We start from the raw sequence: 25004 nt of genomic DNA, 5'->3' as shown, positions 1-25004 counted from the left end.
AAATTTGAAGGCACAGGAAGCGCCAGAGGGAAAACCCGGCTTCCCGAAACTGATTTCCCGCTGGTCAAGTTGCAGCCAAATCCCTGTTCTCCAAATTTCCCTAAATCACTTAACCTATTTTTCAAAAATCATTAGAAGAATAACCGCCCATAACTTTGAGTGGTTATTTAATCCGGCTCCCACAAGTCCCTCTTACAATCAATTCAGGTTCCACCATGACAGAAGTAGATTTAATTTGATCATGAATCAAATCCACCAGCATATAAGCAGCCAATTTTCCGATTTTCTCTTTATCTTGTCGAATGGTGGTCAATTGAGGATCTGAATACCTGCATGCAACAATATCATCACACCCAACTATTGCAATATCGTGCGGCACCCGAAGTCCTGCCTCTTTAATGGCCCGGATCGCTCCAAATGCCATTAAATCTGATGCAGCAAATACAGCTTGCGGGTAAGGTTTTTGTTTTAACAACTCTTTCATGGCACAGTAGCCACTTTCTTCATAAAAGTCACCATGTAACAACCAATTTTCATGAATCGTGAGTCCATACTGTTGCATGGCTTGGATAAACCCTTCTTTACGTAGATTAGCTATAGCAGAATCCGGTTTTCCAGAAATCAATGCAATATGGCGATATCCCAGCAAATAGAAGTGTTCCACCACTTTTGCTGACACCTTATAGTTATCTGTCATCAAGTAGCCGGAACGATTTCCTTTCAAAGGAATATCTACACCGATGCAAGGAATATGGCTTTGATCCAATTCTTCAATCGTTGGTTCAATATCTTCCCCGCTGATGATCAAACAACCATCTACCTGAAAATACTTACATCTAGTTAGATAGTTTTCATCAGAATGCTGGAATTTCTCATTTGAGAAAAAAAGCAAGTCATATCCAAGAAATCCGATGTTCTTTTTGAACGAATTCACCACATCTACAAAAAAGGGATGGTTAAAATTGGCGTTTACTTTTCCCGCATAGACGACTGCAATCAGGTTGGAGCGTTGAGAGGATAGCGATCGTGCCGAAAAAGTAGGACGATAACCTGTTTCCTCCATAATTTTTAATACTTTTTGTCGCGTCACTTCGCTGACATCATCATAGTTGTTAATAATTTTGGATACTGTAGCTCGGGAAACACCTGCCATTCTGGCTATATCTTTGATTGTTACTTTCATACAATAGCTCCTTTTTCCCAACCTTTTTACTTGATGGACCCTTGGGTTAAACCAGAGATAAACCATTTATTAAACAGCAAGAATACGATCACCAATGGTACAGTTGCCCAAAAAGTTCCTGATAAAACCATTCCATAATCAGTGAAACGGACATCATTCAAAGAGCGAATCGCAACTTGCAGGGTTTGAATGGAATTGTCCGTCAAAACCGTGACAGGCCATAAAAAATCATTCCACATAAACATAAAAGTGATAATCCCCAAAGTGGAAAATGCGGGCAAAATTGTAGGTACAACAATATTCCAGTAAATTCGGAAGTGAGAGCATCCATCAATTTTAGCGGAATCAAATACATCATCCGGAATAGCGTCTGAAATATATTGCCTCATCCAAAAAACCCCAAATGCATTCACAAGTCCCGGAACGATCAGTGCCTTTAAATCATTCAGCCATCCCAACTCTGTAATGATCATATAAGAGGGAATTAAGCCCAGTTGGGTTGGGACCATCATCGTCACTAAAAGAAGACCAAACCATATGTTTTTCCCCGGAAAGTTCAATTTAGCAAACGCGAAGCCAGCGAGGGAACAAAGGAAAAGGACTCCGATCGTTGTCACCGAGGCAGTGATAAAGGTATTTGCCAATGCGCTGAAAAAATCGACTTGCTCCATCACTTTCATAAAGTTCCGGACCATCTCGCTTCCGGGCAGTAAAGCCGGTGGAGTTTCATTTACTTTATCAGCGGTATTGGTTCCAATCACAAACATCCAATAAAAAGGAAATAAAGAGATCAGGGCTCCAATCCATAACGATACATATATCATGAATCGTGACAAGGAGAACCCCTTTTTATGGGTAGGTACTGTTTGCTGCATGTAATCTCCTCCCTAATTCACTCTGCCGATGTTCTTCGAGAAAATCAGATTTAGTATGGAAAAGATCGCAATAATGATAAATAGCAATACCGCAGTTGCCGAAGCCGTTCCGTAGGCACTATTGACAAACGCCTCTTTCCACAGATAAAGAACAACGGTCATCGCTTCCTCGCGTACTCCCGATATCCGATGATAAAAAATAAGCGGTTCTACAAATAGCTGCCATGCTCCGATCGTAGATAAGAAAGTGACAAATACAATCACCGGCTTCAGAAGTGGTAAGGTGATATGCCATAATTGTTGTATCGGTCTAGCTCCATCGATCGTTGCAGCTTCATATAAATCCGGAGGGATCCGCTGCAACCCGGCCAGGAAAATGATGGTGTTGTAGCCTACCCAGCGCCAAAAAACCATGGTTGAAATAGCGACTTTAACTCCCCACTCCGTGGTTTTCCAGCTGACTGGTTCCAAGCCTATATATGAGAGCACGACATTCATGATTCCGGAGGATTGCTCACTAAATATCACACTAAATACAATGGCAACGGCTGCTACCGAAGTTACATAAGGCATAAAGATAGCCATCCGAAAAAAACCTTTCAACTTCAGCCAAGCAGCATTTAGCAAAATAGCGAGTGGAATCGCGACAATGATCTGCGGGAGAGTTCCCAAAATACCAAACAGGATCGTATTATAAATCGATTTCCAAAACAACGGATCTTCCAAAACAAACCGTAAATTGGAAAGTCCTGCATATTTAAATGTACCAAGCCCATTCCATTTCTGGAAAGCCAGATAAAAACTAAATAGCATCGGAAATAGACCGAAGATGGCAAACAAAATAAAAAATGGCGAAATATAGAGATAACCGGAAAATATCTCTTTTTTTCGTTCTGTCCACCATTTTCTTTTTAAGCCCGGGGATAAGCCTTGTTCAGCACCTTCTCTATACACTTGGATCCTCCTCACTTTTTGCTTTGGACAGCCAGTTAGCTAGAGGATATGGCTCATTAAGCCATATCCTCTCTAAAAATCCAGCTATTGGCGTGCCAATTGTGTTTTGATACGATCAATCGCTGCTTTCCACTCGGATTCAGGATCCGCCTTTTTCTTTTGCACATTTTGTAAAGCTCTGATAATTTCTCCTTGAACCAGTTGAAAATTCTTACCTGTATAAACCACTTTGACTTTTTTCGCTGCCTCTGCAAAGACAGGAGTGATATGATCATTGTAGAAGTATTCATCCTTATAGTCATTAAACTCGGGATTACTGTATAACTCAGGAGCTGATGGGAATAACCCGGCATCTTTAAATGATTTTAATTGGTTCTCCGGTGAGACAAGCCATTTGGCAAATTCATATGCCTCCTTGGCATGTTTGCTTTCTTTAGGGATGGCGATATAAGAACCACCCCAGTTTCCGGCACCTTCCGGCATTGGAGCAATCGCCCATTTATCTTTTGCATTTGGTGCATTTCCTTTAATATTGGCATTCATCCAAGATGGGGCAAGGAGTGTAGCATAGCCGCCTGTTTTCATCGATCCATTCCACTCCGGAGTCCAAAGATTAAGATCACCGACAACGCCTTCCTTAATCAATTGTACGGTATAGTCATAAGCTTTTTTTGCATAAGGAGATTTTTCAATAATAAGCTGATCCTGGCGGTCAAAATAAGCTTCAGGTGCTTGGTCTCTTCGGGCATTATAAATGAGTTCCACGTTATCAGTCATTGGTTTGCCTGTTTTTTCTTTTACTTGCTTGGCAGCAGCTGTGTAATCATCCCATGTTTTAATTTTTTCAGCCACTTCTTTAGGATCAACCGGCAACCCTGCTTTTTCAAAAATGTCTGTCCGATAGTACATGACAGTGGGTCCAATATCGGTAGGAAGTCCAAACAAAAATTTACGATCGGCACTTTCTCCGATGCTCCATTTCCACTCCAGATATTTGCTTTTTAGATCTCCTGCTCCAAAATCATATAAGTTATAAAAACGATCTTGTGCATCGCGATATTTTTCAATAAATCCTACTTCGATCATTGCTAAATCCGGTGCACCAGAACCAGCAGAAATGGCTGTAAACAATTTATTGTGATGATCATTAAACTCACCATTTTGCATCTTGATTTTAATATTTGGATGTTGCTTCTCATATTCTGGGATTAATTTTTCATAACCTGTTGTACCAAAAGTCCAAAACGTAAGTTCAATCTTGCCGTCGCTTGAACCAGAATCAGCATTAGACGGAGCTTTACTATTGCTACATGCAATCATTGTAACCGGTAAAATCAAAATGAAGAATAAGACCAGCCACCGCTTTTTTTTCATCGGAATCCTCCTCTTATTCATTTACTCGATGGGTAAACCATTTTGCCGGATCACTTGTCGGAACCAATAAGCGCTTTGTTTCGGCAGACGTTGTTGTGTTTGGTAATCGACATAAACAATTCCAAATCGTTTTTGATATCCAAAAGCCCATTCAAAATTATCCAGGAAAGACCAAACATAATATCCTTTTAAGTTAACCCCATCCTCAATCGCCTTTAAACACATCTCCAGATGATCACGAATATATGAAATCCGCTTAAAATCACGCACTTCCCCATCCACTACCACATCATCATAAGCTGCACCATTTTCCGTGATATAGATTGGAATATCACCATAATCTTTTTGAATGCGCATTAATACGTCATACAGAGCTTGCGGATCAATCTCCCAGTTCATTGCTGTTACAGGTCTGCCCGTACTTATGGGTTCAACTTCCAGAAATGAAAACTCTCCTTGATGTCCGGATTGAAGTGTAGCAGGAGTATAGTAATTAATGCCCAGAAAATCTATCGATGAAGAAATTTGTTGCAGATCTTGAGGCTGTATATAGCTATAGTCGATCAACAGAGCTTGCTCATAGTGATCCCACAGGTCCTGTGGATACTCCCCTTTAAAAATCGGGTCTAAAAACCAGCGATTAAAAAATCCATCCCAGCGATTGGCGGCAATCTGACACGCATCGTTTTCTACAGCAGGATAAGCCGGAGATAAATTGAGAGTAATTCCAATTTCCCGATCTTTCATATTCAGTTAGCGAAATAATGTAACCGCTTTCCCATGAGATAACAATAAATGATGGGTTGCTTTGATAAATGAGCGCAAGTCTGTATACCCCGGAGCATGCTTCCCGCTTCCGTAGCCGAGATAAGAAACAACCCAAGGCTCATTATGTGTAATCCATTTTGAGACCATATCTCCCAGTTCCCGAAACATCAGACGGACATACTCCAAAAAATAATCCACCATGTCCCGATTGGTCCATCCACCTTTATCCTGCAGTGCCTGTGGTAAATCCCAATGGTAAAGAGTGGCGACAGGAAAGATTTCATTTTCCAGCAATTGTTCAACCAATCTTTTATAAAAATCGACCCCTTTTTGATTGACTCTGCCCACCCCCTCTGGAAAAATACGCGGCCAGCTGATCGAAAACCGATAGGAAGGAATTTGAAGTTGCTTCATCAACGCAATATCTTCTCGGTATAGTTCATAGTGATTGCAGGCGATATCGCATCGATCTCCATTTAATACTTTTCCTGGAATCTTGCAAAACCGATCCCAGATCGACTCTCCTTTTCCGTCTGCATCAGCTGCTCCTTCAATCTGTACTGAAGAGGTGGCAGTTCCCCAGATAAAACCAGGCGGAAACTTTTTCATCAGGCAACTCTCCTGTATTTCTTTTCTTTACCTAAACCGGTTTCGCGATTTCATCATATTCCAATATTTCATTCTTGTCAATCATCATTCAAGTCTTCTTTTTTCATTTAATTTGCAAATCTCCCTTCACTTCTTATGAATGAAAATGGCCGTGCATGCAACATATTTAAACCAAAAACTGTTTATGGTGATCATTGATTCTTCGATAAAGAAAAAATATTCTATGAATATTGACAACTATCCACCGATATCATATGATACGGACGAAACCGGTTTAGATAATAAATCTATTTGTAATTGCCTGTCTGTTTTGCGAGTGGTCGATTCCTTGCAGGCAAAGTAGAAAATGATAGGAGGAGAAAAATGAGTAAAAAGATTTGGCCTGTCTTGATTGTGTTGAATTTAGTGTTTGCTTTATTCGTTCCTGCTTCAGCTTCTGGTTTTTCAGGAGAAGTCCCATTAGGTGCGGGTAGCTATTCCACCGTCAAACCTCCGGGTGCAAGTGATGTTCAGTCGACCATCTATAAAACAGCCAATGTAACTAAAAAAATGCCTACAAATGATTGGTGGAGCAGCCTCGCTTGGGATCAATACTCAGAACGTCAATATCCGCACCCATTGGCAGTGCAGAATCAAAGCAACGGATTTCGGGTTTACTATCCCGGTCCGACGATCACAGGAAATAGTACATGTGTATGCGGTAGTATGCCTCAAGAGCCTGCGCTGGATGACTTTTTAATTTCACATAGTGCAGTATCCACTTTCCCTGATGCCAAAGTAGATAGCTTTAATGACTGGTTCGTCACATCACACTTTGAAAGCGGTTCCAATTCTATGAAAATCACCTATGGACATGGTTCTCCTTATGTTTACGCCATATTTTCAGGCGGAAATCCGGTGCTAAAATTCCCTGGAACCCCTACGATCTGGTATGGGAACTCTAACAGTCCCGTCCTGGGTATCACGATTGGCAATCGCCATTATGGCCTGTTTGGTCCATCCGGCTCAACATGGACCGGGATCGGAACAAACACGCTCACCAATCAACTGAACGGCAAAAACTACTTTGCAATTGCTGTCCTTCCTGACAATACAAGCGCTACTTTAACCAAATTCAAACAGTATGCCTATTCCCATGTAACCGATACTCGTGTCAGCTGGTCATATGATCCGTCCACCAGTTCTGTCCATACAACCTATACCTATACCACTGTGGCCAGAGAAGGTACTCAAACAGGAACCATCTTTGCGATGTATCCTCATCAATGGAAGAACACTTCCAAATCCTTGTTATCATATACCTATCATTCTGTGCGGGGTGTCATGAAAACAGCAGAAGGAAGCAGTTTCACAACAACGATGAAGTTTACCGGTGTTCTCCCTTCCCTCCCGGACCTCGGAAGCTATAATAAAACAACGTTAGCGAATTATATTAATGAAGCAGAGTTTGAAAACTACACAGGACCCCAAGATACCTATTGGCTTGGCAAACGTTTGGGAAAAGTAGCCACATTGGCTCCCATCGCTGATCAAGTCGGAGATACTACAGCGGCGAACAAGTTTCGTGCGGAGTTGAAAACCCGTCTGCAAGATTTTTTAAAGGCAAGTGATGCTAGCGGAAATGTAAAGTCTGACCACTTATTCTACTACAATAGCAACTGGGGAACTTTACTTGGTTACCCGGACAGTTATGGCAGTGTAGTAGAGATGAATGATCACCATTTCCATTATGGCTATTTCATCAAGGCCGCTGCAGAAGTGGCAAGAATGGACAGGACTTGGGCAAATAACTCAAACTGGGGATCCATGATCAATCTGCTGATCCGCGATATTGCCAACTGGGACCGTAACGATTCCATGTTCCCGTTCTTGCGCAACTTCGACATTTACGCTGGTCATTCTTGGGCATCCGGACATGCCAGATTTGGGGACGGCAATAATAACGAATCCTCTTCTGAAGCGATGAATGCCTGGACTGGTTTGATCTTGTGGGGAGAAGCCACAGGGAACAATACCATCCGCGACTTAGGAATTTATTTATATACAACGGAAATGAACGCGATCAATGAATATTGGTTTGATGTTCATGATCAGAATCATCATCCTGACTTCACCCGTTCTACTGCTAGTATGATCTGGGGCGGGAAAGTGGAAGGAGCAGGTACATGGTGGACGGCTAATCCGGAAGAAGTCCACGGTATTAACTGGCTGCCATTCCAGGGAGGTTCTTTGTACCTCACACAATATCCTGACTACACCAAAAAGAATTACGAAACACTTGTGCGTGAAAATGGCGGAACCAACTGGGACGTATGGAAAGATCTCATTTGGATGTATCGGGCTATCGAAAATCCGACCGATGCCATTAATCAAATGAATGCCGCAATCGACACCACCACACCTGAGGCAGGTAATTCCAAGGCAAATACGTATCATTGGATTCATAATCTAAACGCGCTAGGCACACAAGATATAACGGTCACTGCCAACGATCCGCTTTATGCAGTGTTTAAAAAAGGAAGCACGAAGACATATGTCGTTTACAATATGTCCAATACAAGCAAAACAGTCACCTTCTCGGATGGTACGACAGTTACTGCTGCTGCCAACAGTTTTGGCTTCAAAGCGAGCAGCGGAGGCAATGCATATGCTATTCCGGGAAAGATCGAAGCGGAAAACTATCAGACGATGAGTGGAGTTCAAACGGAAACCACTACGGACACTGGAGGAGGTCAAAATGTCGGTTGGATCGATCCAGGGGACTGGATGGACTACAAAGTCAACGTGCAGACAACTGGCGGTTATAAAATAGAATATCGCGTTGCCAGCACAGGAACATCAGGACAAATACAATTGAAATCCGGGTCGAATGTATTAGCGACCACGAATGTTCCAAATACAGGCGGATGGCAAAATTGGACTACAGTCCAAGCGACAGTCCAATTAAATGCCGGAGTACAGACATTGCGATTACATGCCGGTGGCGGGGGCTTTAATATCAATTGGATCAACTTTACTCCTGACAACCAAAACATCGATCCAAACTATTCACAGACTGTAACCAAAATAAACAGTACAGAAGTGAAATGTGCGTTTACTCCCACCACTCCTTCTACCTTCGTTGATATTCATTACAAAGTGAATAATGGCGAATTACAAAATTTTCGTATGACAAATAACAATGGAACCTGGGAAAAAGTGGTCGGAGGTTTAAATGCCGGCGATGTTATTGACTATTTCTACACCTATGATAAATCGGGAGCAGGATATGATACACAGTGGTATCGTTACACACACTAGATAATACTCTATTCTAATATTTATAAGTGCCAAGTCTGATTTTTCAAAGTTAAAAAAATCGGAAGTCACTGAATTTACCCGGTGACTTCCGATTCGACTTGCAACGTCCTGCTCTCCCGGTGCCCTGGGTACCATCGGCGTACTCACAGAGCACAAGCTGGATGGGCTCTTTCGATTCGACCATCAATTCCACCCTTAATTAACTTTCAATATCATTAAACCCGGATCTCAATGGAAGTATCCATTCGTTCCTCACAATGATAAAATATAGAAAAGCACATTTTAAAAACCGCCCTTTTGAGGCGATTTTTTATCCAGTTTACAAGCATATCTGTTATGAAGACTACATAAGTTTCTTCAACACTTCTCCATCTCATCCCAAACCGGGAGGTTTCATAGATGTCCGCAAAAATCGTCTCCAGACGCCTTCCGGAGAACATCAACCGAATTGTCAGCCGGTTCCCGGAAGAAGTCCAAGAGTTTTTCCTTGAAATGATCAGTGCCGACCGATCCATCCAGACCATATCCAATTACGCTTATGACTTTGCTCTTTTCTTTGAGTTCTTAGCCGGAAAAAACAAAAGTATTGATCAGGTCGATCCGATGACCATCAAGAGATTTTTCCGGCAGATTGAAAACGGTTATGAACGCACCGTGCATGTAAAATTGAAAAAAAGAGATCCCAAAACCGGTGAAATCAAGGAAGAATGGATCGAAAGAAAACATTACCGCGAAAACTCGCACAGCGGAAAGCAGCGAAAAAGAGCGTCCCTTCGCTCCCTTTTTCGTTATTTGGTGAAAACACATGTACTGGAACGAGATCCAATGGAAGAATATGAGGATGCTTCGTTGAAAACGAGAACCAGACAAAAAGTTCCCGTCTTTCTCACCCGGGAGGAAGCCATTCGGCTCATACGGGCCGTTCACTCATACCACGAAAAGCAACAGAGAAACGCTAAAAAGCAAAGTTGGACTGCAGCCAGAGATTTAGCCATACTGTTCATGTTTTTAAATACCGGGCTGCGGGTGTCTGAACTGGTCAACTTAAATCTCAACAGTATTCAACCTGATGGCAATCTGTTTCGCGTGGTTATTATCGGGAAGGGCGGAAAAGAGCGGATGTTAAAATTGAACGGAAAAGCCGTGGACGCCCTTCTCGATTATCTCAACCAGCGCCCTCAGGAAAACATTCCTGAAGAACATAAAAACGCCTTATTTTTAAACAAAAACGGGGGACGAATCAGCAGAAAAGGAGTATCTGAAATCATTCGCAAATATGTCCGGGAAGCCAATCTTCCGCCAAAAGCAGCTAACATTTCCCCGCATAAATTGCGCCATACATTGGCTACACTGCTTTTATCCAACGGGGAAAATCTCCGCGTCGTCCAGGAAATTTTGGGTCATTCCAGCATTCAAACCACACAAATTTACACCCATGTCATCAATTCAGAAAAGGACAAGGCCCTCGATCGTCTCGCAAATATATTATAAGATAAGAACTCATGTTTGTTCTTTCTCCTTCCTTCATGTATACTATTAATGAGAATACCTCGGGTTGCGGGAGTATTTTGTAAAAAAGGGGAATGAGAAACATGAGCAAATTATCACCTCGTCAGCAATCCATACTCGAATACATACAAAAAGAAGTGGAAGAAAAAGGGTATCCTCCATCGGTACGTGAAATTGGAGAGGCGGTCGGCCTGGCTTCCAGTTCAACCGTTCATGGACACTTAGCCCGTTTGGAGAAAAAAGGATATATTCGTCGAGACCCGACTAAACCCCGCGCAATTGAAATCCTGAAGCGCGGTGACCTCCCTCCCAAAAACCGCGTCGAAACGGTCATGGTTCCTCTTGTCGGTAAAGTCACGGCCGGTGAACCCATTACGGCGGTTGAAAACATTGAGGATTATTATCCTCTGCCCCGTCGCCTGGTCGGAGATGAGCAAAAGGTATTTTTGCTCTCGGTTCAAGGAGACAGCATGATCAATGCAGGCATCCTGGATGGCGATTATGTAGTCGTACGCCAACAGCCCACCGCGAATAACGGCGACATCGTTGTTGCCATGACCCCTGATGGAGAAGCCACTGTTAAACGTTTTTATAAGGAAGCGGACCATATTCGCCTTCAGCCGGAAAATGACCGCTTGCAACCCATTCTGTTGCCGAACGTTAGTATATTGGGCAAAGTGATCAGCTTGATTCGGGAAGTGGTTTAAACAATCAAATGCTCCCCGCCCTTACTGCGGGGAGCATTTCAGCCTGGTTCGGTTCTCTATACAGATCTGGAGAGATCCTTATGTACATCGCGCATTAAATATTTTTAATTTCCAAAAAAATATGTTTGTGTCATTCCGGCTGATGCTGGCTGTCACTTGAATCACACTGGTTATATATGCACTGGTAAAAGCTGATTCGGCACGTAAATCTCAGCTCATTCAGGCATTCAACATCCCTTAAGCCCTCCATTCGACCGTTTTGCGAAGCCGTTTTTTCAGTTCGATATACCAATGAAATGTTGCTTACCTTTTGCATCCATTTACCGATGACGGATTCTGGACGCAATGAATCCCAGATGCATTATTTTACATGAAAGGATTAAACCGTATAGACTGCCTCCTTTCGATTCAAACTACTGAATAGGATGCCAAAAGGAGGAGAGTATCTCTATGACTCGAATTGCCGTTGAAGAAAGTCTTACCCCTGTTCAGGAGTATTTATCCCGTCAGGGGTACCAGGTTGAAACTGTAGATGCTTCAACCTTGAATAACCAAGCACAAGCCAACTACTCAGCGATTGTCATTTCCGGTGCTGACCAAAATATCATGGGGATTCAAAACGTAGTTCAAAATTGTCCTGTCATCAACGCCCATGGACTTACACCTGAAGAAGTCCACCAGCGTTTGCAGCAACTTCCCAGGTAATTTGTGCAGTCCGCTATGGCGGCCAATATACCACTTAGCCCATGCAAACAAATCTCTTTTTACAGAATCTGATTATAACAAAAAGAGACCGCGTCCTGATCAGGATCCAGCAGTCTCTTTTTGTTGCCTCTTTTTATCCTTGCTTCACAAACCGTTCAATCCGGTCAAAAGCCTTTTCCAACTGTTCCATCGAGGTTGCATAGGAAATGCGGATGTGGTTGTTGGAGCCGAAACCGGAACCCGGCACGACGGCTACCAGCTCTTTCTCGAGCAAGGCCGCTGCCCATTCGTCCGGAGTGCTGTATTTCCCATTGGAATTGTTTAATGCTTCACGAATATTGATAAATGCGTAAAACGCACCCGGCGGAGTCTGGCATGCAAACCCGGGGATCGAGTTAATACGCTGAATGACGTAGTCTCTCCGTTTCTTAAATGCTTCTTTCATTTTCTCCACGGGTTCATGTGTCCCTGTCAGCGCGGCAATCGCTGCGTACTGAGCGATCGACGTCGGGTTGGACGTGCTGTGGCTCGACAAGTCCGTCATCGCCTTGATGATCTCCGCAGGGCCGGCCGCAAAGCCGATCCGCCAGCCGGTCATCGAGTATGTTTTGGAAACACCGTTTATAATCACCGTTCTGTCATAAAACTCGGGACCCAAGCTCGCAATGCTGACATGTTGCACATCATCGTAAATCAGGTGTTCGTAAATTTCGTCAGACACGATGAGGATGTCGTGTTGGACGCACACTTTTCCGAGGGCCTGGAGTTCCTCTTTCGTGTATAACATTCCGGTCGGATTGGAAGGGCTGTTGATTAAGACGGCCCTGGTGCGTTCTGTAATCGCCTTTTCCAGTTGGGAAGGAGTGATTTTAAACTGACGATCCTCCTCCCCTTCAATCACCACCGGAACGCCTCCCGCCAATTTTACTTGCTCAATGTAGCTCACCCAGTAAGGAGCCGGGATGATCACTTCGTCCCCCTCATCGAGAATCACCTGAAACAGGTTGTATAAAGCGTGCTTGGCTCCCACGGTAACAATAATCTGGTTGGGTTGGTAAGACAATCGATTGTCACGTTCCAACTTTCGGATAATGGCCTGCTTTAATTCCGGGATTCCTCCGGATGCCGTATATTTTGTATGGCCGGCATCCATCGCTTCCTTTGCTGCTTTCAAGATATGGTCCGGCGTATTAAAGTCCGGTTCACCGGCTCCCAAACCGATCACATCGTATCCTTCTTGTTTTAACGCTTTTGCCTTTGCAGTTATCGCAAGTGTCGGGGATGGAGATAATTGTTGCACACGTTTGGATAACCTCAACATTTGGTCCTCCCTTACAGGACAAGGATAAATTTGTTCCCCCTCATCTTAACACTGTCAAAAGGATTCTACCAGGGCTTTTGTTTCCCGTGCGATCATCAACTCTTCATTGGTTGGGATAACCAATACTTCGACTTTCGAATCTTCTCTGCTGATCCTGCGCTCTTCTTTGCTGCGTTCGGCATTCTTTTCCTTATCCAATTCGATGCCAAAGAATGTGAGTCCTTCACAAACCCTTTGCCGGATCAGAGACGCATTCTCTCCCACACCCGCCGTAAATACAAGCACATCGATTCCGTTCATGGCTGCGATATAGGCGCCGATCATTTTTTTCAGCCGATATACATACATGTCAATCGCCAGCTTTGCTGCCGTGTCGCCATTAAACATCGCTTCGGTCACTTCCCGCATATCTCCGGAAAGACCGGAAACACCCAATAGACCACTGTGCTTATTCATCATGGATTTGACTTCAGCCAGTGTCAATTCTTCCTTTGCGATCACATAGGGAACAATCGCCGGATCAATATCCCCGCAGCGGGTTCCCATCATCAAACCTTCCAGCGGAGTCATACCCATGCTCGTATCCACGGATTTTCCGTTCTGAATGGCTGTAATGCTGGCCCCGTTTCCTATATGGCAGGATACGATCTTGAGCTCTTCCAACGGTCTTTGCAAAAAGTCCGCCGCACGAAGCGACACGTATTTATGAGATGTTCCGTGAAATCCGTAACGCCGGATTTTATGCTTGTAATAGAGAACCCTGGGGAGCGGATACATGTACGCGTATTCCGGCATCGTTTGATGAAACGCCGTATCAAACACCGCTACGTGAACAGCATGGGGAAGTTGATTCTGGGCCGCATCAATGCCAAGCAAATTCGGGGGGTTATGTAGGGGTGCCAAGTCAATCGTTTTACGGATTGCCTGGCGTACCTCGCTGGTGATGATGACCGAACCGGAAAAGTACTCGCCGCCGTGCACCACACGATGGCCCACTGCTTTTACTTCTTCAGCACTCTGAATCACGCCGTCTTCCTTGCTCATCAACAACGCGAGCACGCGATTTAAACCGGCCCGGTGGTCCAAAATTTCACCAGTCACCACTTTTTCATCTTTGTCCGGTACCTGGTGCTTAATGATGGCACTGTCCGATCCGATTTTTTCAACCAGACCGGAAGCCAGCACCGATTCGTCTTCCATATCAAACAGTTGATATTTAATGGATGAACTCCCGCAATTGATCACCAATATTTTCATGAACGCCCCTCCTCCTGGTCAATCCGGTCGCCGTCTTCATCATAACGGAAAAAGCCTTCACCGGTTTTTACACCCAAATGACCGGCCCGCACCATCTTCTTCAGCAGCGGAGCCGGCCGGTATTTGCTGTCGCCGAATTCGCGAAAGAGACGTTCCATCGCGGCGAGCACTGAATCAAGGCCAAAACGGTCGGCCATCTCAAGCGGTCCGGCCTTGAACTGATAACCTATTTTCATCGCCCGGTCAATGTCTTCCGCGCTTGCGACTCCTTCCATCAAGGTATAAAGGGCTTCGTTGATCAACAAGACGATGAGGCGGGTCGTAACAAAGCCGGGAGATTCATAAACTTCAATCCCCTCCAGTTCCAATTGGGGAAGGAGATTGACCACCGCATCAACCGTTTGCTGGGAGGTTTTCAGTCCCCGAACCACTTCCACCAACGGGATTTTGGGAACGGGATGCACAAAGTGAAGCCCGATCACTTTATCCGGCCGACGGGTGGCTGCGGCAATCTCCGTTAAGCTGAGGGTAGACGTATTGCTGGCTAAAATCACGTCCGGACGGCAAAGTTGATCACAGGTGTCAAAAACCTCTTTTTTTGTCTCCAAATCCTCATAGACCGATTCGATGACGAAGTCGGCCTGGCGAAGGATTTCCCGATCAATGGTCACTTCAAGACGAGACAAGGTAGATTTCTTTTCAGCGGGCGTAATTCCCCACTTCGACAATTTTTTATCCAAGCTCACCTCAATATGATGATACGCTTGCTGGGCGAGTTCATTTGATTTTTCAAGCAAGGTGGTTTGAAACCCTTTGGAAGCCGTCAGCTCGGCAATTCCTTGTCCCATGGTTCCCCCACCTATGACTACGATATGTTGGATGTCTGCCACAGTAGGTACTCCTTTCGCTCAATTGACCTTGTTTATTTTAACAGGTTCTTGAGCGTAAAGCTTGAACATTTTCCGAAACTCATCTCCGGACAGTACCTCTTCGGTTAACAAAACGCGCAGGCAATCCGTAAATAGCGAACGGAATCTGCTTAAGTGATCAAACGTCTCTTCAAAGCACTGACTCAGAATTTTCGATGCTTCTTCTTGCATCTTTTCCTTGCTCATCCATTCGGGATGAATAATACCAAGCTCAGATAAACCAGCTGCAATAATGCTGCTGACATACTGATTGGCTTGTTCGTAATCATTGTGAGCTCCCGTGCTTTTGTTTCCGTAAATCAGTTGCTCCGCAGCAGCACCAGCCAGACAAACTTTAATCTGGTCTTCCAGATTTTTTCGGGTGTACAGATAGCGGTCCTGCCCCGGATGATGGCGAACATATCCCAGCGCCTGTCCTCGGGGGGATAAAGAGACTTGAGAAACCGATCCCGGACGAACCCATTCGGCAATGATCGCGTGACCCAGCTCATGTACGGCAACGCGCTCTTTTTCTTCCTGGGTGGTCTCCCGGTCAGTTTTCTCGCCCATCATCACTTTATCAATCGCCTGAGAAAAGTGCTTCTGCTGTATTTCCGTTTGGTTTTCCCGCATGGCATAAATGGCCGCTTCATTGGTTAAGCTTTCTAATTGAGCACCGGAAAAACCAAACGTTTCCCCGGCGATTTGATCCAGATCCACATCGTCACCCAGAGGTTTATTGCGAGTATGAAGCGACAAAATCTGCTTTCTCGCCTTTTTGTCAGGAAGATCCACCGTGATGTGCCGGTCAAACCGTCCGGGACGGAGCAAAGCAGAATCCAACATATCTTTGCGGTTCGTAGCAGCCATCACCAGAATGCGCACATCCTGATCCGCCTGAATACCATCCATTTCCGTCAAAAGCTGATTCAGCGTCTGATCATATTCCCGATGCTGAGATCCTTCTCTCTTTCCGCCGATGACATCAATCTCATCAATAAAAATAATGGCGCTCGTTTTGCCTTTTTTCCTGGCGAGCGTTCGCGCGTCCCGGAACAAATCCCGAATGCGCCCGGCTCCGACACCCACATACATTTCAACAAACTCAGAACCTGATGCGCTGACGAATACCGAATTGGTGTAGTGAGCCGCAGCTTTGGCCATTAATGTTTTGCCTGTTCCGGGAGGACCGGTGAGCAGAATCCCTTTGATCGGACGAATGCCGTAAGATGCGATTTGATCCCGGTGAATCAGAAAATCGAGCGCCTCGATTAATTCCCGTTTGGCCCGCTCCTGTCCGCCGATTTCATCAAACCGCACCGATGGAATGGACTCTTTTTGCCCTCTTTTTGCATGCTTTCCTCCCAGTCCCCGCTGACCGGCCCGTGTCGGAGAAAAGAAGAAAATCGCAGCGATTACTCCTGCAAAAAGCAGAAACGGCAAAGGATTGATACCCAGAAAAGAAAGAAAAATGACAACTGCAATCCCAGCTCCAATTGCGATGGAGACAGCTTTATCCATTATTTTTCACCTCGCCATCCGTTTTATGCAACGGGAGCACCTGGTACATATAGCGGTCTTTTTGGCGCAGCTCGATATATACAAACCGGTCATCCATTTTTGTACGATATTGAATGTTTCTCGCTTTGGCCACTTGAGCGACGGATTGAGGAATTTGGCTGTATCGTTGGATGTCGATCCCTTCCCGAACTCCAAATGCCATCTCATTCCAGGCTGCTTCCAATTCTTCGCCCGGATGATCCAGAAGCTCCAGCTCAAGTTGGCGTTTGCCGACAATGGGCGCGATCTCTTCCAATAATTCACCGTAATGCGAAGCAAGCGAGAACTCCCGGTCCGTCGCAAGCACCAGTTTGACTCGGTCGTGTTGAATCGTGAGTTGCTTTATTTGAACGTGCGGAGTAGACCGTACGGCATGCTCCAATGGTTTCTGCACAAACCAATATTGATAACCCAACAAGCCCCCAAACAGGATACCCAGCGTGACAAACAGGCTAATAACTGCGGTTTTTGCTTGAAGATTCACTGATGTCACGCCTCCTCTCCAACATGCATAGTAAAAAATACATAAAAAGTATATCATAATCTATATACGAATTGATGTAAGGAATGACTGGAAATAAAAAATGGCAGTTGCCAACTGCCATCATCTCAAAAATCAGGAAAATTTATAAATGATTTCTTGTGCCGGCGACCGTGGAGATGCTCGGATCACAACACGAAGGAGAAGCAATTTCTTTGACTCGGGGTAAAAGACGACTTGATAGACAACCTTTGTTTTTTCTGCAAAGTCCTGCATGATCCGCGCCTTCGGATTTGTTGTATTCAACCGTTTTTTCATCTGATTGGCCAATGTTTTCGGATCGATCTTGATTTCAACCCGAGCCGCTTTCTTTCCCAGAAAAGTAATCGGCGGCAACATGCGTTGAAAAATCCCTGAATCATGCATCAACATCAAATGATCTCTGGGTGAGACAAGCCCCGCCTGCCCCGAAGTCATCTTCTCCGTTCGACCGGAATAATGCAGGGAGACCTCCTGCCCTTTTTTCTCCATAACCAGTTTTTTTCGCTGATCTTTGAGTGACCAGTCGGACGACAATTGGAGCCCGGTGAATTCTTTCATCCTTTTATCATTTCGGACCTTTAAAGTAAATGGAAATTGCCTTTCATTCATTTTATGGGCAACGACTTCCTTCCATTGATCAACCCGGATCTCCTTTGTTCCGCCGGCCGCTTGCTCACGGGTTACTTGTACGGAACACGAAACCAAAAGAAAAAAACAGATCAGTCCGGTGAGAAAGCGCATGAGTTTCGCCTCCTTTGTCTAAATCTTACGAAAAGGGGGCCGATTTTATCACTACCCAAAGAAAAAAGCCCATAAGATTGGGCTTAGGTGTAAAATGTGTAAGTCATATTGACCTGTGATTCGGTGATAATAAAGGTACGACAAGGGAGGTGAATCGGTTGCCGCCTTTAAGTTCTCCCAGTTGGATTTATGAGCTGTTGCAGGCACACCTGACACAGGAAGAACTCAAACGAGTCGAGTCATTTATTCACGCCGAGTCGTGGGCATCCCCCTCCGCCCGTCAGCGTGACTGGTTTCTGAAGGAGGAAGATATTCCCCTTCGCTTTCATTTAGAGATAGATATGAAAGTTTAGCTTGATATTAGTATAACTTTGAATCTCCTGCCTATACCTTCCGCCATCATTTACCACCTGCCGTTTTCCGGCAGGTTTTGTTTATTTTGCTATGGCTTGAAAAGCCTGTACAGCTTCGTATCGAATTTTCTCTTCATCTAAGGTCAGGCATTCCCGGTTTCTCATAATTGCTTTTCCATCGATATAAACATCCTGGATGTCGCTGCGGGAAGCTGAATAAACGATATGAGACCGCACGTCATGGAGAGGCTGCATATGCGGTCCGGTCAGATCCAGCGTAATGAAGTCCGCTTTTTTGCCCGTCTCCAGTGTTCCGATTTGATCATTCAAAAATAAGGCCTCGGCTCCGTAGATTGTACCCATGCGGAGAGCTGTGTCCGCCGGAACTGCTTCCGGGTCTTCATTGGCTCCTTTGTGAATGAGCGCCGCCAGGTGAATCTCTTCCAACAGATCCAAATTGTTATTGCTGGCCGCTCCGTCAGTCGCAAGCCCGGGCCGGATTCCTTTCTTCAGCATTTTGGGAATCGGTGCGATCCCGCTGCCCAGTTTTAAATTGCTGCCTGGATTATGGGCCACCTTTACATCATATTCTGCTAAAATATCGATTTCTTCATCCGTCAGGTGAACCGCGTGAGCTACCAGCGACGGCAAATCGAAAAAGCCGAGCCTGCGTAGATGCTCAACCGGACGCACCCCGTAATCATTCACGTTTTGCTCTACTTCCGCCGCCGTTTCCGACATGTGCGTATGAACCGGGAGACCCATCTCAGCCGCTTTTTCCACAAATCGGCGGATATAGTCCGGCGGGCAAGTATACGGAGCATGTGGAGCCAGCATCGTTGTGATGCGGCCATCCGCCTGACCGTTCCATTCGGCGGCAAACCGCACGGCTTCCTGAAACTTGTTCTCGCGCAATTCATCACTGCCGATCCCGATCACTCCCCGGCAGAGGCGGGCTCTCATTCCTGCTTGGGTTACGACTGCTCCCACGGTATCCATATGGTCATACATATCGAGAAAACAAGTCGTACCGGATTTGATCATTTCAAGAACAGACAAAGCCGTCCCAGCCTCGACTTGCACCCTGGTAAAACGAGCCTCGAGCGGCCACATTTCTTCTTCCAACCATTTTTTAAGCGGAAGATCATCCGCATATCCGCGCAAGAGCGACATCGCGGCATGGCAATGGGTGTTCACTAGTCCTGGGAGAATGGCTTTACCGCTGGCATCTATCACTTCATCATACGTGTCCAATTCAGCGGGTGTCGGGACAGGCCCCACATATGTAATGCGATCATCCTGGATTCCCAGTGCACCTTGAGGAATCACCTCTCCTCCTTCAGCCATGGGAAGTATTACGGCGTTGATCCAGATACGTTTCAACAGTCCTTCCTCCTTCATCCGTGCTTTGACTAACATAACGCAAAAGGCATTCGATGACAAGAGGACTACAGCCGGTGGCGATCCATAAACTGCAAAATCGGATCCAACCGGTATCCTGGCCCGCGGGTAACCGGTTCAAACAAATCGCCCCGCTGCTTTAATCGATCAAAAATGGTCTCAAGTGTCCATTGCTTGGGGGACAGTGACTCATTTACTTCTTCCCAGCCTACCGGAGTCGATACGGTAGCTTCCGGTGTAGCGCGGGGGGAATAGGGCGCAACCAGCGTTTTGTTTCGCCAGTGTTGCAGATAATCAAAATAAACTTTGTCCCCGCGGTGATGAACCTTTCGTTCAAGGGTAATCAAGGACGGATGCCGCTCAGCAAGATAACGGGCAATAAAATGATTGACTTTGCGCGTTTGTTCATATCGGTAGCGCGGCTCAATCGGCACATAGATCTGCAAACCGCTGGCTCCCGAGGTTTTAATCACTCCATCCAGGTTCATCTGGTGAAGAACCTGGCGCGTTAATAGGGCAACTTCCACTACACGGGAAAAATCGTCCACGCTGGGATCCAGATCCATCACCAATTCCGTCGGATAATCGGGATGGTTTGCCGTATGAAATGAAACATGGAACTCCAGACAGGCCAAATTGGCCAACCAGATCAACGTGGGCGTATTATTGAGCAGAATGTACTCGATCTCCCCTTCCCTTTCAGTCTGCACCCAATCGGGACGATGGTGAGGCGCATTTTTCTGATAAAAAGAGGGCTGACCTGCTCCATCGGGATAGCGAATCGTTGTTAACAAACGGTTTTTGCAATAGGGAAGAAGTAATGGAGCCAAACGGGTGCAGGCAAGAATAAAATCCCATTTCGTGATGCCCGCCTTTGGAAACAAAAGCTTGTGCGGATTGGAAATTTTTATTTCTGCATCTTCAATGCGAACCAGACGGTAAGAATCTCCCATCGTTCCTCCTTTAACCGGCCATTGCGCCCATTTTAAGCGGAACAAATGACCAGATAGGCACTGATCACATAAACTGATAAAAAATAAAGATCTGGAGGGTTCATCATGTCGAACGAACATCATCCGTTCACTTTTCCCCCAACCCAACCGGAGGGGTATCCGCCCTATATTCATGATCTCGATCACTACACAGACGATTTTGAAACAGACCCTTTGACAGACGCAGCACATTCATCTCAATTTTTCTATGGTTACCCATTCTTCCGTCCATTTCCCTTTTTTGGCGTCCCATTCTTCCGTCCCTTTTTCTTCTTTGGGTTCCCATTAAGACCATTCATCTGGTAAAGATAGGAGGATTGACTCTTGAACGTTTATGATCCCGCGAATCCTTATGGAACCAATGAACTTGAACATGAACTCAATGAGGCAGAAACGGAACAGCTTCCCGTATATCCACCCGCTCCTTATTATCCGCCTCCATATACTTATTATCCGCCGCCATATCCCTACTATCCTCCGTACCATCCTGTTCCGCTTCCAGTTCCTTTCTTTCCGCCAATCATTATACCTGTACCACGGTTCCCACGCCGCTTCCCGCGCCGACGCAGATGGTAAATCATTTACACGCAATAAAGCCGGACACGATCGCGATGTCCGGCTTTTTGGGTTGCATTTTGTATGTTTAATTTCTGGGCAAAATAGCATGGATGAACCATGATTAATGACCTGAATTTATTCAAATGGCATGAGGTGAACGATGAAACCGATCATACCTATGGAACCGTCAAGGAGTGACTCCATTCCACAAGGACAAGAGTGGGTGGCGCAAGTGAAATGGGACGGTGTGCGTGTTTTAACTTACTACGACGGCCGGGAGGTCCGGCTGTATAACAGAAAAATGCATGAACGCACCTTGCACTATCCGGAAATTATAGATATTCATTCTTATTGTGACGCCGATTCGGTCATCCTGGACGGTGAAATCATCGCGCTGGGTTCCGATGGAAAACCTTCTTTTCATGAAGTGATGCGCAGAGATGGAATTCGCCGCATGGAAAAGGTGGCGCAGGCTCAAAAGAGAGTACCGGTTACTTACATGATATTTGATGTTATTTATAAAAACGGGATCTGGTTAAATCAGCGTCCCCTGATCGAGAGAATCAAGATTCTGTCCGATCTCATTCAGCCAAATGATTATGTACAACTGGTTTCGTCCCATGATGACGGACAGGCCTTGTTTCATGCAGTCCGACAGCACGGGATGGAAGGGATCGTCATGAAGAAGACAAACTCTCCTTATCGGATCGGGAAAAAAGACGATGTCTGGCTGAAGATTAAAAACTACCGGGACCTGATTGCCGTCGTCGGCGGCTTTACATTGAGCGGGGGAATGGTGAATGCCGTTCTTTTGGGATTATACGATGAGCAAGGACGATTTTGGTATATTGGCCACGCGGGAACCGGAAAACTCACCCAACAGGATTGGCGGGAACTTACTGAAAGACTAAAATCAAATGTCTCCAAAGACCGGCCATTTGTAAACAAGCCGGACCGGTCTTTGAAGGCTTATTGGGTTAAACCGGCATTGACAGCCAAAATAAAATACGCAGAATGGACGGAAGGCCATTCGCTGCGTCAGCCGTCGATCCAGGCATTCGTCCATGTGCCGGCTCATGAATGTAAATTCAGCCCCGAAATGTTCAGCTAGCATGTTCATGGCAGGAATTATGCAATATCTTGAGACATGGTAGAAGGCCGATCACGATTTGAAAGCCTGGGAATGCGCTTCTTGGATCTTTCTCTTCCACGCTGGTTCAAAGCTGGAATCCCGGCAAATAAATCATTCTGTATTTTAAATCGGTTTCACCATCCAGACGGAAACCGAGCCGCTGATACAAATGTCGGGCGGGGTTCATTTTCAACACCGTCAATTTCACGGGTAACCGGCGCTGTTCTGCTCGGCTCAGAATTTGTTGTATCAGAGCTGTACCCACGCCCCTGTTTTGATAAGCCGGCAAAATTTCGATATGCCTCAGACAAATCTCCGAATCGCTCTCATCGACGGCAAATATCCCGGCATCCTGATTTCCAATAACCACAATCTGATCATGAAACGGCCTGAACTTCGTTTTCATGTCCTCTCTTTCAGCCTCATCATCCCAACCTCGCAACTGCTCCACATAGGGTCGCATGTTGGTTTTATTCAACTGGAAAACAAATTCAAAATCATCGGGCGTCGCTGTCCTTAAGGAATAATTCATGCCACTTCCGTCCTTGATTCAAACATGACTCCGTGTCAAACTTTAACATTCTATATTGACAGAATACTTGATTTTGAGGCTCAATGTCTAACGGATGACACCCGACTGAATCGGGCAGCAGAATCGTTTGGCAGTACCGCTGCTCAACCGGTGATAACGCTTCTTCCATCGCTTACTCCATTATCTGCGATCTCATTTTTCATTTGTTCCGACGGAGGGAATGTTCCTTTTCTGCCGCTCGATCTCCCGGGAGATCCGCGGCTTCGGATCCTGCCAGGTTGGCGGTTTGATGACTTTGCCGTCCGACTCCCGGTACCGTGGTTTGCCGTCTTCCCAGCATTTACTCATATTGGCTTCATGGACAATATCGAACAACTTCCCCGGCCGCACCCCCATTTCCACCAATGTGCCCAAGGCCAGATAAATGGTATCAATCATTGCGTCCGCCTGATCTTCCACCGTTTGAGCCTCTTTAAACTCCTGAAGCTCCTCCAACATCCAGTTGAATCTTTTTTGTACCCGATCTTGTGCCAGCAGCTCGGGAGTTTCCCGCCACGGAACGTCAAAACGGGAATGAAACTGTTTCACTTTTAACCATGCTTTATCCATCCACGGCCACCTCTTTTTTAGATCCGATGCTTTTCCTGAAGTGTAACAAGCCAACCTCCCCTCTTTTACAGGAAGGTTGGCTTGCGTTCTTACAGATCGCCGAAATCAAGCGTACTCGCTTTGGTATAGTTGGTTACTTTTTGCTCGAAGAAATCGGTCTTGGTCGAATTCAATTTGGAGAAACTTTCCACCCACCTCATCGGATGGCTGGTGATCTCCGGGTACAGGATTTCAAAACCAAGTCTGCTCAAACGCTCATTGGCCAAAAACTTGATATATTTCTCGATGATTTCGTTATTCAGGCCCTGAATGTTATTGTTGGTAATATATTGGCCCCAGCGCACTTCATGTTCAACGGCCGTCCGGGTCATCTCCCTCAACTCTTCGATCAAGTCGGGAGTAAACAGATCCGGGTTTTCTTTGCGCAGTTCTTTAATCATATTTTGGAACAAGACGACATGGGTCAGTTCATCTCTTTGAATATACTTGATGATCGTCGCCGTTGCCGTCATCTTGCCAAGGCGGGCCAACGCGTAGAAAAAGGAAAAGCCGCTGTAGAAATAGAGAGATTCAAGCAAAAAGTTGGCCATACAGGTGCGTACGAAGTTTTTATCGTCTTTTTCGTCCACAAACCTTTGATAGAGATCGGCAATAAAACGGTTGCGGCGAAGCAGGTGCTCGTCGTTGCGCCATTCGTCGTAGATGTTATCCCTCGTTTCCGGCGAGCAGACACTGTCGAGAATATAACTGTAGGATTGAGCGTGGATCTCTTCCTGAAACGCATGAATGTTTAAGAGAGAACATACCTCAGGCGCAGTGACATACTCATTGATATGGGGAAGGTTTTCCCCTTGAATGGAATCAAGAAAGTTCAAAAATGAAATCGTCTTGTCAAATGCCCTCCGCTCTGCCGGGGTTAATTCCTGGAACTGTTTCGCATCCCCGGCGAGCGGGATTTCTTCGGGAATCCAGAAATTGTTCAACATGGTGCGGTACAACTTATGTGCCCAATCATACTTAATGCGGTTCCATTCCCGGAGGTTGGTCGTATTTCCATTGATCAGGCGTTGGGTTCCCCGCTGCCCTTCTGCATTGAAAATTCTCTTTTTCGTCAGTTTCTCCACGATCCTCAC

22 protein-coding genes and 1 pseudogene are annotated in these 25004 nt (G+C 45.5%); 7 read left to right on the top strand and 16 right to left on the bottom strand.

Annotated elements, in window-relative coordinates:
• Positions 1-163 precede the first annotated feature (163 nt).
• The 5 genes and pseudogenes from BMW55_RS10730 to BMW55_RS10710 all read right to left on the bottom strand — a co-directional run bounded on the left by BMW55_RS10730 (position 164) and on the right by BMW55_RS10710 (position 5763).
• Positions 164-1183, bottom strand: a complete 1020-nt coding sequence (locus BMW55_RS10730; protein WP_089968709.1) for a LacI family DNA-binding transcriptional regulator — start codon at positions 1181-1183, stop codon at positions 164-166.
• Between the two features lie 26 nt (positions 1184-1209).
• A complete protein-coding gene (locus BMW55_RS10725) occupies positions 1210-2058 on the bottom strand; it encodes a carbohydrate ABC transporter permease (RefSeq protein WP_089968705.1) in 849 nt (282 codons plus the stop codon).
• A gap of 12 nt (positions 2059-2070) precedes the next feature.
• The gene (locus BMW55_RS10720) at positions 2071-3012 is read right to left on the bottom strand and encodes a carbohydrate ABC transporter permease (protein ID WP_089968702.1); all 942 of its coding nucleotides are present in this window, start codon (positions 3010-3012) and stop codon (positions 2071-2073) included.
• An 84-nt stretch (positions 3013-3096) separates the two neighbouring features.
• Positions 3097-4386 (bottom strand): ABC transporter substrate-binding protein, encoded by a 1290-nt coding sequence (locus BMW55_RS10715; RefSeq protein WP_089968699.1) that lies wholly within the window; start codon positions 4384-4386, stop codon positions 3097-3099.
• A gap of 21 nt (positions 4387-4407) precedes the next feature.
• Positions 4408-5763 (bottom strand): annotated as a pseudogene (locus tag BMW55_RS10710) (GH1 family beta-glucosidase).
• Between the two features lie 363 nt (positions 5764-6126).
• Between BMW55_RS10710 and BMW55_RS10705 the strand changes: the two are divergent.
• The 4 genes from BMW55_RS10705 to BMW55_RS10690 all read left to right on the top strand — a co-directional run bounded on the left by BMW55_RS10705 (position 6127) and on the right by BMW55_RS10690 (position 11984).
• Positions 6127-9063 (top strand): glycosyl hydrolase, encoded by a 2937-nt coding sequence (locus BMW55_RS10705; protein WP_089968696.1) that lies wholly within the window; start codon positions 6127-6129, stop codon positions 9061-9063.
• A gap of 399 nt (positions 9064-9462) precedes the next feature.
• Entirely contained in the window at positions 9463-10554 is a 1092-nt protein-coding gene (locus BMW55_RS10700) for a tyrosine-type recombinase/integrase (RefSeq protein WP_089968691.1), read from the top strand.
• 101 nt (positions 10555-10655) lie between these two features.
• The gene (gene lexA, locus BMW55_RS10695) at positions 10656-11279 is read left to right on the top strand and encodes a transcriptional repressor LexA (RefSeq protein ID WP_089968687.1); all 624 of its coding nucleotides are present in this window, start codon (positions 10656-10658) and stop codon (positions 11277-11279) included.
• A 450-nt stretch (positions 11280-11729) separates the two neighbouring features.
• Positions 11730-11984, top strand: a complete 255-nt coding sequence (locus BMW55_RS10690; protein WP_089968682.1) for a YkuS family protein — start codon at positions 11730-11732, stop codon at positions 11982-11984.
• Positions 11985-12117: 133 nt separating this feature from the next.
• Here BMW55_RS10690 and BMW55_RS10685 read toward each other — a convergent pair whose 3' ends face one another.
• The 6 genes from BMW55_RS10685 to BMW55_RS10660 form a co-directional block, all read right to left on the bottom strand.
• Positions 12118-13302, bottom strand: coding sequence for a pyridoxal phosphate-dependent aminotransferase (locus BMW55_RS10685; RefSeq protein WP_089969016.1), 1185 nt, complete (start codon positions 13300-13302; stop codon positions 12118-12120).
• A 57-nt stretch (positions 13303-13359) separates the two neighbouring features.
• The gene (locus tag BMW55_RS10680; RefSeq protein ID WP_089968677.1) at positions 13360-14562 is read right to left on the bottom strand and encodes an acetate/propionate family kinase; all 1203 of its coding nucleotides are present in this window, start codon (positions 14560-14562) and stop codon (positions 13360-13362) included.
• Positions 14559-15452 (bottom strand): 3-hydroxyacyl-CoA dehydrogenase family protein, encoded by an 894-nt coding sequence (locus BMW55_RS10675; RefSeq protein WP_280139768.1) that lies wholly within the window; start codon positions 15450-15452, stop codon positions 14559-14561. The genes BMW55_RS10680 and BMW55_RS10675 overlap by 4 nt, the downstream gene beginning before the upstream one ends.
• Before the next feature lie 18 nt (positions 15453-15470).
• Entirely contained in the window at positions 15471-16991 is a 1521-nt protein-coding gene (locus tag BMW55_RS10670; RefSeq protein ID WP_089968668.1) for an AAA family ATPase, read from the bottom strand.
• Entirely contained in the window at positions 16984-17514 is a 531-nt protein-coding gene (locus BMW55_RS10665) for a hypothetical protein (protein ID WP_089968665.1), read from the bottom strand. The genes BMW55_RS10670 and BMW55_RS10665 overlap by 8 nt, the downstream gene beginning before the upstream one ends.
• Before the next feature lie 132 nt (positions 17515-17646).
• The gene (locus tag BMW55_RS10660; RefSeq protein WP_089968662.1) at positions 17647-18294 is read right to left on the bottom strand and encodes a hypothetical protein; all 648 of its coding nucleotides are present in this window, start codon (positions 18292-18294) and stop codon (positions 17647-17649) included.
• 158 nt (positions 18295-18452) lie between these two features.
• On the opposite strand from BMW55_RS10660, the gene BMW55_RS10655 reads away from it, so the two are divergent.
• On the top strand, positions 18453-18647 hold the full coding sequence (locus BMW55_RS10655; protein WP_089968659.1) for a hypothetical protein: 195 nt from the start codon (positions 18453-18455) through the stop codon (positions 18645-18647).
• Between the two features lie 81 nt (positions 18648-18728).
• Here the strand turns inward: BMW55_RS10655 and BMW55_RS10650 are convergent, their stop codons facing one another.
• Positions 18729-20033 (bottom strand): amidohydrolase family protein, encoded by a 1305-nt coding sequence (locus BMW55_RS10650; RefSeq protein WP_089969013.1) that lies wholly within the window; start codon positions 20031-20033, stop codon positions 18729-18731.
• Positions 20034-20095: 62 nt separating this feature from the next.
• Positions 20096-21001 carry a non-homologous end-joining DNA ligase gene (gene ligD / locus BMW55_RS10645; RefSeq protein WP_089968656.1) on the bottom strand — a complete coding sequence of 302 codons (906 nt, stop codon included), beginning with the start codon at positions 20999-21001 and terminating at the stop codon, positions 20096-20098.
• A gap of 105 nt (positions 21002-21106) precedes the next feature.
• Between ligD (BMW55_RS10645) and BMW55_RS19015 the strand changes: the two genes are divergently transcribed.
• The gene (locus BMW55_RS19015; RefSeq protein ID WP_139179486.1) at positions 21107-21346 is read left to right on the top strand and encodes a hypothetical protein; all 240 of its coding nucleotides are present in this window, start codon (positions 21107-21109) and stop codon (positions 21344-21346) included.
• A gap of 412 nt (positions 21347-21758) precedes the next feature.
• Positions 21759-22709, top strand: coding sequence for a non-homologous end-joining DNA ligase (ligD, locus tag BMW55_RS10640; RefSeq protein ID WP_089968653.1), 951 nt, complete (start codon positions 21759-21761; stop codon positions 22707-22709).
• A gap of 106 nt (positions 22710-22815) precedes the next feature.
• Here ligD (BMW55_RS10640) and BMW55_RS10635 read toward each other — a convergent pair whose 3' ends face one another.
• The 3 genes from BMW55_RS10635 to BMW55_RS10625 form a co-directional block, all read right to left on the bottom strand.
• Positions 22816-23262, bottom strand: coding sequence for a GNAT family N-acetyltransferase (locus BMW55_RS10635; protein WP_089968650.1), 447 nt, complete (start codon positions 23260-23262; stop codon positions 22816-22818).
• Positions 23263-23454: 192 nt separating this feature from the next.
• Positions 23455-23871 carry a pyrophosphohydrolase domain-containing protein gene (locus BMW55_RS10630; RefSeq protein ID WP_089968647.1) on the bottom strand — a complete coding sequence of 139 codons (417 nt, stop codon included), beginning with the start codon at positions 23869-23871 and terminating at the stop codon, positions 23455-23457.
• Positions 23872-23960: 89 nt separating this feature from the next.
• A complete protein-coding gene (locus BMW55_RS10625) occupies positions 23961-24995 on the bottom strand; it encodes a ribonucleotide-diphosphate reductase subunit beta (protein ID WP_211663668.1) in 1035 nt (344 codons plus the stop codon).
• Positions 24996-25004: the final 9 nt, after the last annotated feature.

This window comes from Lihuaxuella thermophila, assembly GCF_900110165.1.
Taxonomy (GTDB): Bacteria; Bacillota; Bacilli; order Thermoactinomycetales; family Thermoactinomycetaceae; genus Lihuaxuella; species Lihuaxuella thermophila.
Note: the sequence above shows the minus strand (reverse complement) of the source record. Positions and strands in the feature narration are given on the sequence as shown.